Annotated in this window: 11 protein-coding genes; 4 read left to right on the forward strand and 7 right to left on the reverse strand. The window is 66.8% G+C overall.

Features of this window, described 5'->3' with window-relative positions; genetic code table 11:
- Positions 1-431 precede the first annotated feature (431 nt).
- From AZOLI_RS24710 to AZOLI_RS24725, 4 genes are all read right to left on the reverse strand, one after another.
- Positions 432-1,196, reverse strand: a complete 765-nt coding sequence (locus tag AZOLI_RS24710; protein ID WP_014189358.1) for an amino acid ABC transporter ATP-binding protein — start codon at positions 1,194-1,196, stop codon at positions 432-434.
- A complete protein-coding gene (locus AZOLI_RS24715; RefSeq protein ID WP_014189359.1) occupies positions 1,183-1,833 on the reverse strand; it encodes an amino acid ABC transporter permease in 651 nt (216 codons plus the stop codon). The genes AZOLI_RS24710 and AZOLI_RS24715 overlap by 14 nt, the downstream gene beginning before the upstream one ends.
- Positions 1,826-2,500 (reverse strand): amino acid ABC transporter permease, encoded by a 675-nt coding sequence (locus AZOLI_RS24720; protein WP_014189360.1) that lies wholly within the window; start codon positions 2,498-2,500, stop codon positions 1,826-1,828. Before AZOLI_RS24720 ends, AZOLI_RS24715 begins: the two co-directional genes overlap by 8 nt.
- 137 nt (positions 2,501-2,637) lie before the next feature.
- A complete protein-coding gene (locus tag AZOLI_RS24725; RefSeq protein ID WP_014189361.1) occupies positions 2,638-3,432 on the reverse strand; it encodes a transporter substrate-binding domain-containing protein in 795 nt (264 codons plus the stop codon).
- A gap of 210 nt (positions 3,433-3,642) precedes the next feature.
- Between AZOLI_RS24725 and AZOLI_RS24730 the strand changes: the two genes are divergently transcribed.
- Complete coding sequence (locus tag AZOLI_RS24730; protein WP_014189362.1) at positions 3,643-4,548, forward strand: MurR/RpiR family transcriptional regulator; 906 nt, start codon at positions 3,643-3,645, stop codon at positions 4,546-4,548.
- A 203-nt stretch (positions 4,549-4,751) separates the two neighbouring features.
- Positions 4,752-6,176: a pyruvate kinase gene (gene pyk, locus AZOLI_RS24735; RefSeq protein ID WP_044553113.1), complete on the forward strand. Its 1,425-nt coding sequence runs from the start codon at positions 4,752-4,754 to the stop codon at positions 6,174-6,176.
- Positions 6,177-6,218: 42 nt separating this feature from the next.
- Here pyk and AZOLI_RS24740 read toward each other — a convergent pair whose 3' ends face one another.
- Both AZOLI_RS24740 and AZOLI_RS24745 read right to left on the reverse strand, forming a co-directional pair.
- Positions 6,219-6,644 (reverse strand): Lrp/AsnC family transcriptional regulator, encoded by a 426-nt coding sequence (locus tag AZOLI_RS24740; RefSeq protein WP_014189364.1) that lies wholly within the window; start codon positions 6,642-6,644, stop codon positions 6,219-6,221.
- A 306-nt stretch (positions 6,645-6,950) separates the two neighbouring features.
- A complete protein-coding gene (locus tag AZOLI_RS24745) occupies positions 6,951-7,358 on the reverse strand; it encodes an acyl-CoA thioesterase (protein WP_014189365.1) in 408 nt (135 codons plus the stop codon).
- Between the two features lie 488 nt (positions 7,359-7,846).
- Here AZOLI_RS24745 and AZOLI_RS24750 point away from each other — a divergent pair, with 488 nt between their 5' ends.
- Together AZOLI_RS24750 and AZOLI_RS31720 are read left to right on the forward strand one after the other, a co-directional pair.
- Positions 7,847-10,108, forward strand: a complete 2,262-nt coding sequence (locus AZOLI_RS24750; RefSeq protein WP_014189366.1) for a right-handed parallel beta-helix repeat-containing protein — start codon at positions 7,847-7,849, stop codon at positions 10,106-10,108.
- Between the two features lie 548 nt (positions 10,109-10,656).
- Positions 10,657-10,851 carry a hypothetical protein gene (locus tag AZOLI_RS31720; RefSeq protein ID WP_162488420.1) on the forward strand — a complete coding sequence of 65 codons (195 nt, stop codon included), beginning with the start codon at positions 10,657-10,659 and terminating at the stop codon, positions 10,849-10,851.
- 54 nt (positions 10,852-10,905) lie between these two features.
- Here AZOLI_RS31720 and AZOLI_RS24755 read toward each other — a convergent pair whose 3' ends face one another.
- Complete coding sequence (locus AZOLI_RS24755) at positions 10,906-11,859, reverse strand: aldo/keto reductase (protein ID WP_044553118.1); 954 nt, start codon at positions 11,857-11,859, stop codon at positions 10,906-10,908.
- Positions 11,860-11,865: the final 6 nt, after the last annotated feature.

Here is an 11,865-nt window from a genome sequence, read left to right on the forward strand (position 1 = left end):
CCATCACCAGACTTTCCTTTAAGCATGCAATATTGGCTTTGAAATACAGAACGCTGGAAAAACAATCTCAAAAGACATAGATCCATCTACTATGAAGCTCACCGCGCATTCCGAATTATTGTTTCGCACATCCGCCGGTTTGCGACCAATCGTTAGCAAAAATACTTAATCTGCGAGGTGCCAGATTGGTCGACATTTTAACGCCGCGAGGTAAGGTCTCAGGGGTAATCCGAAGTCGGAACAGACCGTCTGCGCGCGCAAAAAGGTTAACAATCGTGATCGGTCGAGACTGCACGGCAGCAAAGTGAATGGATTGTTTAATAGACTATATTCCTATTATCCACTCACACGAGAGCGCCCCGCACGCAGGGGCGTACGGGGCAGGGCAGGGCGGGGCAGGGATGGGCGGCGATGGAGGGCGGGCGTGCCGGTCAGCGCGCCTCGACCATGCCGATGAACTGCGCCAGTTCGGGCGTGGACGGCCGGTCGAACAGCTCGGCCGGCGGCCCCTGCTCGATGATGCGGCCGCCATGCATGAAGACCAGCCGGTCGCAGACCTCGCGGGCGAAGCGCATCTCGTGCGTCACCAGGATCAGCGTCATGCCCTCTTCCGCCAGCTTGCGCACCACCCCCAGCACCTCGGCAACCAGTTCGGGGTCGAGCGCGGAGGTGATCTCGTCGCACAGCAGAACCTTGGGCGCCATCGCCAGCGACCGCGCGATGGCGACGCGCTGCTGCTGGCCGCCCGACAGCTGCGACGGGTAGGCGTCGAACTTCTGGCCCAGCCCGACCTTGGCCAGCGCGGCTTCCGCCGCGGCGCGGGTGGTGGCCTTGTCCTGCTTCTTCACCACCTTCAGCGCCAGCATGACATTCTCGCCGGCGGTCAGGTGGGGGAACAGGTTGAACTGCTGGAACACCATGCCGACCTTCTGGCGCAGCGCCCGCAGGTCGATCTGGCCGGGATCGACGCATTCGCCGTCCACCTCGATGACGCCGCCGTCGATGCGCTCCAGCCCGTTGATGCTGCGCAGCAGCGTGCTTTTGCCCGATCCGCTGCGGCCGATCATGGCGACGACCTGCCCCTCCTCGACCGCCATGTCGACGCCCTTCAGCACCTCCACCGGGCCGAAGGATTTGCGGATGCCGGACAGCTTCACCAGAGGCCGACCGGTGGCGGGGGTCTTAACGGGCGACATTCAGCTTCCTTTCCAGCGCCTTGGCCGACAGAGACAGCGGGTAGCACAGGGCGAAATAGATCAGGCCGACCAGCCCATAGACCAGGAAGGGCTGGAAGGTGGCGTTGGTGATCATGGTGCCGGCCTTCGTCACCTCGACGAAGCCGATGATGGAGGTCACCGCCGTGCCCTTCACCACCTGCACCGAGAATCCGACGGTCGGCGGCACGGCGATGCGCAGGGCCTGGGGCAGGATGACGTGGCGCATCTGCTCCCCGAAGGTCAGCGCCAGACTGGCGGATGCCTCCCACTGGCCCTTCGGCACCGCCTCGACGCAGCCGCGCCAGATCTCGGCGAGATAGGCGGCGGTGAACAGCGTCAGCCCGACGGCGGCGGCGGTCCAGGCCGTCGTCTCGATGCCGATCAGCGGCAATGCGAAGAAGACGATGAACAGCTGCATCAGCAGCGGCGTGCCCTGGAAGATCTCGATGAACAGCTTTGCCGCGATGCGCAGCGGCGGCACCGGCGACACGCGGGCGACCAGCAGCAGCAGCCCGGCCACCCCGCCGGAAACGAAGGCGATCAGCGACAGCAGCACCGTCCAGCGCGCCGCCAGCAGCAGGTTGGACAGGATGTCCCACAGGGTGAAATTAAGCACGCGACACCCCCTTGGCGAACATCCGCCGGCCCATCAGGCCGAAGACCCAGCGCAGCCCCACCGCCAGCGCCAGATACAGCGCGGTCGCCAGGAAATAGACCTCGAAGGGCCGGAAATTGCGGGACTGGATGAAGTTGGCGGCGAAGCTCAGCTCCTCCGCCGCGATCTGCGAGCAGACCGACGAGCCCAGCATGACGATCACCACCTGGCTGGTCAGCGCCGGCCAGATCTTCGCCATCGCCGGCCCAAGCACGACATAGCGGAAGATCTGCGGCCCGGTCATGCCCAGGCTGGCGCCGGCCTCGATCTGGCCCTTCGGCGTCGCCTCGATGCCGGCGCGGATGATCTCGGTCGAATAGGCGCCGAGATTGATGACCATCGCCAGCACCGCCGCCTGCCATTCCGCCAGCCGGATGCCCAGCGACGGCAGCCCGAAGAAGATGAAGAACAGCTGGACCAGGAAGGGGGTGTTGCGGATCAGCTCGACATAGGCGCCGACGAGGATCGCCAGCGGCTTGACCGTCGAGGTCCGCGCCGCCGCCCCGCCGACGCCGAGCGCCACCCCCAGCACCGTGCTGACCGCAGTCAGCCCGATGGTGGTCACCACCCCGTCCACCAGCACGGGCGTGTAGTCCAACAGGGACGAGAAATCGAAACTGTAGGCCATTGTGTGGGGTCCGTCGGTGGTTTGCCCCCTCCCCATCCCTCCCCCTCTTCGAGGGAGAGGGGGCCTTGCAGGAGAGCGGCGGCAGTCCCCTCCACCGCCAAAGGCGGGGGAGGGTTAGGGAGGGGGCAAAACGCCGCTCACAGATCCTTCGGCAGCGGCGCGTGCAGCCACTTCTTGGCGATGTCGTTCAGCGACCCGTCGTCCTTCGCCTTGGCGATGATGGCGTTGACCTTTTCCAGCAGCGGGCCCTCGTTCTTGTTCAGCCCGACGAAGCAGGGGGAGTTCTTGACCAGGAACTTCAGGATCGGCTGGCGCGGCGGGTTGCGCTCGAAGATGGCGGCGGCCACCACGTTGCCGGTGGCGACCAGCTGCACCTGACCCGACAGGAAGGCGGAGATGGTGCCGTTGTTGTCCTCATAGCGGCGGACGGTGACCTTGTCCGACACGATCTTCGACAGCTCGATGTCCTCGACCGAGCCGCGGGTGACGCCGACGGTCTTGCCTTCCAGGTCTTCCGGCTTCTCGGCCTTGATGTCGTCGGGGCCGAAGACGCCGTTGTAGAAGGGGGCGTAGGCGGCGGAGAAGTCGATGACCTTCTCGCGCTCTGCATTCTTGCCCAGGCTGGAGATCACCAGATCGACCTTGCCGGTGGTCAGGTAGGGGATGCGGTTGGTGCTGGTCACCGGCACCAGCTCCACCTTGGCGCCCATTTCCTTGGCGATCAGGGTGGCGGTGTCGATGTCGTAGCCGACCGGCTTCAGGTCGGTGCCGACCGAACCGAAGGGCGGGAAGTCCTGCGGAACGGCGACGCGCAGCACCTTTTCCTTGGCGATGCGCTCCAGCGCGTCGGCTTTTGCATGGGTCGGAGCGAGACCGCCGGCGAGAACCGCCGTGGCAAGGCCGAGAGCACCCAGAATCTTTGCGAACCGCATGGCACCTGATCTCCAAACCGAAGGACGATGAGCCTCCCCGTTTCAAACCATGTGCCACTTTCGCCATACGAATTCGGGTGTGCGCCAAAGGGCGGGAATGTTACGGTTATCCCGCTTTCGGCAATCTCCGTTACATTCGTAACGTCGCTTTGGTTGTGGTCACTACGCTTAATTTTTGTGCATATGCCGATCTTGCGAGGCGTTCAGCCCATGAAACAGGCAAGTCAGTCCACCACCGCCACCGCCACGGCGGATCCCTCCCTGACCGCGCGCATCCGCGACCGCTACGGCGCCCTCAGCCGGACGGAGCGGCAACTGGCCGACGTCATCCTCGCCTGTCCGGGCGAGCTGTCGGGCTATTCGGCGACCGAACTGGCGAGCCGGGCCGGCGTGTCGAAGATGACGGTGTCGCGGCTGGTCCGCCGCCTCGGCTATGCCGGCTTCGAGGAGGCGCGGCTGGCCGCCCGGCGGGGTGGCGACTGGGGCTCGCCGCTGTTCCTGCTGCCCCCCGGCGGCCCGCCGCCCGCCCCCGATGCCGAGCGTCCGCCGCTCGACGCCCATTTCCAGCGCAGTGCCGAGGCGCTGGCCGCCACCGCCCGCCAGACCGATCCGGCGATGCTGGCCCAGGCGGCCCGTGCGCTTGCCGACGCCCGGCGCATCTGGGTCTGCGGCGCGCGCAACAGCGCCTTCCTGGCCGGCTATGCCCGCTGGCAGTTCATCCAGGTCCGCGGCGAGGTGCATCAGCTTGCCGCGACCGGCGAGACGATGGCGGAGACGCTGGCCGATCTCGGTCCTGGCGATATGGGACCCGGCGACCTGCTGTTCCTGGTCGGCATCCGCCGCCGCCCGCCCGCCATCGTCCGCCTGCTGCGCATAGCGGGGGAGCGCGCCATCCCCACCATCCTGATCGCCGACAGCCATTCGGCGCTGGAGGCCCCGCCGCCGCCGCTGACCTTCCGCTGCGAGACGCGCAGCCTGGCGGCGCTCGACACCCATGTCGCCGCCCTGGCGGTGATCCACGCCCTCGCCGCCGAGCTGATCCCCCTGACCGGCGAGCCCGGCCGCGCCCGCATCCGCGCCATCGAGGATCTGCACGAACGATTGGAAGAACTCTAACTCCGTGAGCCGCCTTGCTTTCCGGCGGCAATGGCGACACCTTGGTATGGCACGCGAACAGTCGCCGGGCGACCTCACCGGTTGCCCGATCCGGCCGTTCCGTTGCGGACCAGTCACCCCGCCGTCCTGCCAAGGTGCAGCCGCTTGTGCCGGCGCACCGGACGGCCCAGCCAACAGAGGACGGCCCCCGCGGCCGGAACCACATGCGCCGTCATCGCCGCGCCAAGATCGTCGCCACCGTCGGACCGGCCAGCAACTCGCCCGAGATGCTGAAGACCCTGTTCCTGGCCGGCGTCGACACCTTCCGGCTGAACTTCAGCCATGGCACCCACGACGACCACGCCAAGGTCCACCGCGCCATCCGCGAGCTGGAGGCGGAGGTCGGCCGTCCCATCGGCATCCTGCAGGATCTCCAGGGTCCGAAGATCCGCGTCGGCACCATCCGCGACGGCAAGATCGCCGTCGCCACCGGCGAGCAGATCCGCTTCGTCCTGCAGGGCAGCGAGGGCGACAAGCGCTCCATCCCGCTGCCGCACCCGGAAATCTTCGCCGCCATCATGCCGGGCCACCATCTGCTGATCGACGACGGCCGCGTCCGCGTCGAGGTGGTCGAGCTGGGCGATGACTGGATCGAGGCGAAGGTCGTCGTCGGCGGCACCATCTCCAACCGCAAGGGCGTCAACCTGCCGGGCACCGTGCTCGACCTGTCGCCCCTGACCGCCAAGGACCGCGCCGACCTCGCCTTCGGGCTGGAGCTGGGGGTGGACTGGGTCGCCATGTCCTTCGTGCAGAAGCCGGGCGACATCATCGAGGGGCGCAGCCTGATCGGCGACCGCGCCGGCATCATGGCGAAGATCGAGAAGCCGCAGGCGCTGGAGCGGATCGACGACATCATCCGCCTGTCCGACGCGGTGATGGTGGCGCGCGGCGACCTCGGCGTCGAAATCCCGCACGAGGACGTGCCCGGCCGCCAGAAGGAGCTGGTGCGCGCCTGCCGTCTGGCGGTGAAGCCGGTGATCGTCGCCACGCAGATGCTCGACTCGATGGTCTCCGCCCCGACCCCGACGCGGGCCGAGGCGTCGGACGTGGCGACCGCCATCTATGACGGCGCCGACGCGGTGATGCTGTCGGCCGAATCGGCGTCCGGCCAGTATCCGGTCGAAGCGGTGACGATGATGGACCGCATCATCCGCTCCACCGAGCAGCACAAGCTCTATCACTCGCTGATCCAGGCGACCCATCCGGGCGAGGAGCACAGCCCGCCCCATGCGGTGGCCGCCGCCGCCGCCGATCTGGCCAACAACCTGCATTCCTCGGCCATCGTCGCCTTCACCTCCAGCGGCACCACCGCGGCGCGCATCGCCCGCAAGCGTCCGGAGGTGCCGATCCTGGCGATCACCCCGGACACCGCGGTGTCGCGCCGCCTCTGCCTGCTGTGGGGTGCACACAGCGTGCTGTCCGACGACATCCGCACCTACGAGGAGATGGTCGATCGCGCCATCGCCACCGCGCGGGCGGAGGAGTTCGCCGGCCGGACCGGCACCATGGTGGTCGTCGCCGGCATCCCCTTCGCCCAGGCCGGCACCACCAACAACCTGCGCGTCATCCAGATGGAAGCCAAGCCCTGAGGATGAACCGGAGCGGTGGCGCCGCCGCCGCTCCGCCGCCTTCTACCGCTCCATCTTGGTGGACAGCACGATCGACGACATCGTCCGCTCCACCCCCGGCAGCCGGCCGATGGCGTCGAGCGCCGCGTCCATCGCGTCATGGGTTTCGGTGCCGACGGTGGCGCACAGGTCGTATTGGCCGCTGATGCTGTGCAGCCGGATCACCTCCGGCATCTTGCGCAGGGCATGCACGGCGCGGTCGGCCAGCTTGGCGTTCACGCTGATCATCACCAGGGCCGACACGCCGCGCCGCGGCGCCGGGTCGCCCAGCTTCACCGTATAGCCGGCGATCACCCCCTGCCGTTCCAGCCGGGCGATGCGGTCCTGCACGGTGGAGCGCGACAGCCCCAGCGCCCGGCCCAGCGCCGCCGTGCTGGTGCGCGCATTCACCGTCAACAGATCGATCAGCCGGCGGTCGATGTCGTCCATGGAGAACCGTCACAGGGGGGGCAGGGCGCTTGCAAAGCCCTCTCCCCGGGGGGGCTATGGCATTCACACATCTCAGCGTCACTTAAGACGTTGAAATAAAGCAATTCTGTCGGCCGTCATTCCCGCGAAGGCGGGAATCCAGCCACATCCGCCGCTGATCTGCGGAGTTTCCTGGATCCCCGCCTTCGCGGGGATGACGCAAAGTTCCTTTCATCTCAGAAGCTTAGCGATGCCTGGAATTGTGTGAATGCCATAGCCCCGGGGGGAGAGGGAGATACCGCGGGAGAGGGGGAAAACGCTCCAACCCTACCCCTCGCAGCCGGCCTGATAGCGTTCCATCGCCGCGCGGATGTCGTCGGGGATCGGCACCGCGGCGAAATCGTCCAGCGAGGTGGTGACCAGCGTCAGGCTGCCCGACAGCCGGACCTGCCCCTCATGCTCGCCGTTGATGCGCAGTTTGACGGAACTGCGGCCGAGCCGCTCCAGCAGGACGCCCAGCGTCAGGGTGTCGCCCATGCGGCTGGGGATCACGAAGTCGCATTCCGCATGCACGATCGGCAGGCCCAGCCGCCGCTGCAGGATCATCGTCGCATAGTCGATGTCCAGGCCCTGGGTGAACCAGTCCTCCACCGTCCCGTTGAACATGTCGAAATAGACCGGGAAATAGACGATTCCGGCGGGATCGCAGTGGGAGAAGCGAATGGGCCGCTGCATCCGGAAACAGCCCGGCGGCAGTGGCCGGGGACCGGGGTTCTCGTCTGGGCGGCGCGACCGCTCGCTGTACTCGTGCATCTCTCGATCAATCCTTGTTCCGCACAGGCTCCGGACATATGGGGTGGCCGGGCCGTTGCGGTAGCCGCGCCTCTTCCGGCGGCAAACAGTTGTGTCCATCCCAAACAATCCGGGAAAAGCACCTTTCATTCAACGGCTTCCTGCAGGAATAAGGGAAAGCCGCAATATTCGCTCCGCTTGCTGTTGCGGAAATGCTGCAGTGCAATCACCACAATGCCGGGAATCGGCGCACAGTATCGCTGTCCATAATTTGTCGCAGGTTCGGCGGCTTTTAGCCCAAACATCACACAAAGATCCCGCGCTTCCTCGCCATCCTCCGCGCACATCCTGGGTTCAGGCTCAAAACGGACATCCGGCCCGACAGATCCGCGAAGGAACCGTCGGGCCCATCAGGCGAGGACACCGAACCGATGGCCACATCCGCTTCCAAGATCGTCGTGAACGCCCAGGGCAAGGCCGCCGGCGGCGTGAACGCCCATTTCACCCTGCTGGTCGACGGCAAGAAGGTGGGGGAGGGCACAGCCGGCACGACGGCCAAGGATTTCGTCTTCACCCCCGTGCTGACCGCCGACGCCGCGCACAAGGTGCAGATCCGCTACGACAACGACGCCGTCATCGACGGCCAGGACCGCAGCCTGACCGTCAACAGCATCAGCATCGGCGGCAAGACGATCGCGCCCACCGCCGGCATCGTCAGCTACGACAAGGGCGCGCTCGACGGCCGGGACGTCGCCGCCGGCCAGTCGAACCTGTGGTGGAACGGCACGCTGGTCGTCGCTGCCGACAAGAGCTATTTCCCCGCGGCCGCGGCGCCGGTGGCGACCACCGGGGGCAAGGACACCATCGTGGTGAACGCGTCCGGCACCCCGGCCGGCGGCGTGAACGCCCATTTCAAGGTGCTGGTCGACGGCAAGCAGATCGGCGAGGGGACCGCCGGCACCACCGCGAAGACTTTCACCTTCACCACCGACGCCGCCGACCGCGTGGCGCACAAGGTGCAGATCCAGTACGACAACGACGCGGTGATCGACGGCCAGGACCGCAGCCTGAACGTCAACAGCATCACCATCAACGGCCACAGCTATGGCCCGACCGGCAGCGCCGTCTCCTATGACAAGGGCGCGCTGGACGGCAAGGACGTGATCGCCGGCCAGAAGGGGATGTGGTGGAACGGCACGCTGGTGGTGAACGCCCCGGCCTCCGACTTCCCGGCCGGCACGACCACGCCGACCCCGACTCCCACTCCGACCCCCACACCGACTCCCGCCCCCACGGTGCCGTCGCCGACCGAACCCGGCTTCTACGTCGCCAGGAACGGCAACGACAGCTGGTCGGGCAAGCTGGCTGCTCCCAATGCCGCCGGCACCGACGGTCCCTTCGCCTCGCTGCAGAAGGCGCAGGCGGCGATGCGCGCCGATCCCACCATCGACACCACCTATGTGCGCGGCGGCGACTATTACCTGAAGAACGTCGTCTGGATGGACGGCCAGGATTCCGGCGTGACCTTCAGCGGCTACGGCAACGAAAAGGCGGTGATCCACGGCAGCGCCCAGGCGTCCGTGTCGTTCGGGCTGGGCGGCGCCAAGAACGTGACCATCGAAGGCCTGACCTTCACCGACGGTGTCGCGAGCGGCCACTATGTCTACGCCGACAATGCCGCCGGCCTGACCTTCGCCAACAATGTCGTCACCGGCGGCGGCTACGGCATCACGGTGCAGAACAGCGCCAACAGCAAGGTCATCGGCAACCAGTTCGACCGCACCGGCGCCGAGGCCGTCTTCGTCAAGGCCGGCTCCAACGCCACCATCGTCTCCGACAACCTGATCCGGCACCCCAACGCCGCCGACCGCGGCGACGCCGGCATCTGGGTCAACGGCAGCTCCGACGTCAAGATCACCCACAACCAGATCGAGGATTCGCCGGAGAAGGCCATCGCCGTCGGTTCGGTCCAGACGGACGGCAGCGACGCGACCTACCGCGCGACCATCGCCTTCAACAAGGTGATCGACGCCAATCTGGACTCGAACGACGGCGGCGGCATCTACCTGATCAACCGCCAGCAGGATTTGACCGGCCACACCGTCGTCAACAACGACGTGTCCGGCACCACGGCCACCAACCCCTCGGGCGACGTGGCGAGCTGGGGCATCTATCTCGACGACTGGACCAGCGGCGCCACGGTGAAGGGCAATGTCGTCCATGACAACATCGGCGGCGTGTTCCTGCATGGCGGCTGGAACAACAGCGTCACCGAGAACGTGATCGCCGGCAACAGCGGCGCCCAGATCGGCCTGCAGCAGGATGTCGCCTGGGGCGGCTGGAAGGGCAAGGCGATGAGCGGGAACGACATTTCCGGCAACGTCATCGACGTGCGCGAGGGCACCGCCGTCCACATCTATGGCCCGGCCGGTGTCGGCAACATCCACAACAACTTCTACAGCAGCCTGAACACCGCCGGGAAGGAGTTCGACGCCTGGCCGCAGGTGATGTCGAGCGGTGCCTGGGGCACCCTGTCGAACTGGCAGGCTGCCGGCTACGACAAGGGCTCGGTGATCCTCAATCCCGGCTTCGCCAATCCGGGCGCCGACGACTTCAGCCTGTCGGCGAACTCGCCGGTCTTCGGCCTGGGCTTCGACCACATCGCCTACGGCGACATCGGCCTGCTGGGCTGATCCTCTCCCGTGGTCGAGCATCCCCTCTCCCGGGGGGCTATGGCATTCACACATCTCGCCTCTGCGAAATGGCGGCAACCACCGGTGGTAAAAAGCCCTTCTCCCCTTGCGGGAGAAGGGTTGGGATGAGGGGTGCGGCGGCCGCAAGGCCGGTACGATCCTGATTTGCGCCCCCTCACCCCAACCCCTCTCCCGCGAGGGGAGAGGGGCTGTCCTCAATGCCAAGCTGCACGTCTTTTCGCAAACGCGAAATGTGTGAATCCGCTAGCCCCGGGGGGAGAGGGGGATGGTTCGGCTGGAACCTTGGGGCAGGCGTGACGTTGAGGCTTTCGAAAAGTCACCCGGCCTGACGCCGGAGGGATCTTGAAGTCAAGACAAGCCACCCCAACCTGTCACTTCGTCATGCCGCCCCCGCCTTGAAAAAGGACATCGGGAGCCATCCTGTGAAACACATCGGATGTCTCGTCACCGAACCGTCTTCGACACGGGCGGCATGCCGCAGGCTTGGTCGGCGTTCCGCCGAGGACCAGCCAATTCAAGAGGAAACCATGGAACGACGTGAATCCTGGATGAAGGACCCGGAGTTGAAGGCCGCCTACGAGGCGCTCGGCCCGAATTTCCGCCGCGAGGTGGAGATGGCGCAGCAGCGCCGCAACCAGCGCCCCGTGCAGGGCGCCGCCATCGCCGCCCGCACCGGCCGCTCCGCTCCCAAAGCCCATTCGGTCAGCGTCGTCCGCCGCTGACGGCCTCCCCTCACGGGATATTCTGCTCCGCGCCTAGCCTCGCCCGGCCGCTCGCTACCAGGCGCTCGCCCGGTCCAGCCGTCCGATATCGTCGGCATCCAGGCGCAGGTGCGCCGCGGCGATCAGGTCGCCCATCTGTTCGGGCTTCGACGCGCTGGCGATGGGCGCGGTCAGGCCGGGGCGCGCGATCAGCCAGGCGATGGCGACCTGCGACGGCGTCGCGCCATGCCGGCCGGCGACCTCGTCCAGCGCCGCCAGGATCGCCCGGCCGCGGTCGTTCAGGTATTTCGACACCACCCCGTTGCCGCGGGCGCTCTTGCCGGCATCCTCGGCCGAGCGGTACTTGCCGGTCAGGAAGCCGGCGGCCAGCGAGTAATAATTGATGACCCCCAGCCCATTCTCCCGGCAAATCCCCTCCAGCTCCGCCTCATAGCCCTGGCGGCTGTAGAGGTTGTATTCCGGCTGCAGGGTCTCGTAGCGGGGCAGGCCGGTGCGGGCGCTGACCTCCAGCGCCTCGCGAAGGCGTGGCGCCGTCAGGTTGGAGGCGCCGATGGCCCGCAGCTTGCCCTGGTCGATCAGCTCCTTGTAGGCGCCCAGCGTGTCCTCGAACGGCGTCGACGGATCGTCCCAGTGGGACTGGTAGAGGTCGATGCGGTCGGTCTGGAGCCGCTTCAGCGAATCCTCCACCGCGCTGCGGATCCAGGCCGGGGACAGGCCCTTCTTGCCCGGCCCCATCTCCGACCCGACCTTGGTCGCCAGGACGATGCGGTCGCGGTTGCCGCGGCTTTTCATCCAATTGCCGATGATGGTCTCGGACTCGCCGCCCTTGTTGCCGGGCGCCCAGGCCGAATAGACGTCGGCGGTGTCGACGAAGTTGAAGCCGGCATCGACGAAGGCGTCGAGCAGCCGGAAGGAGGTCGCCTCGTCGGCGGTCCAGCCGAACACGTTGCCGCCGAAGCAGAGCGGGGACACCGTCAGGCCACTACGGCCAAGCGGACGTTGATCCATTGCGTC

It is taken from the genome of Azospirillum lipoferum 4B, assembly GCF_000283655.1.
Classification (GTDB): domain Bacteria; phylum Pseudomonadota; class Alphaproteobacteria; order Azospirillales; family Azospirillaceae; genus Azospirillum; species Azospirillum lipoferum_C.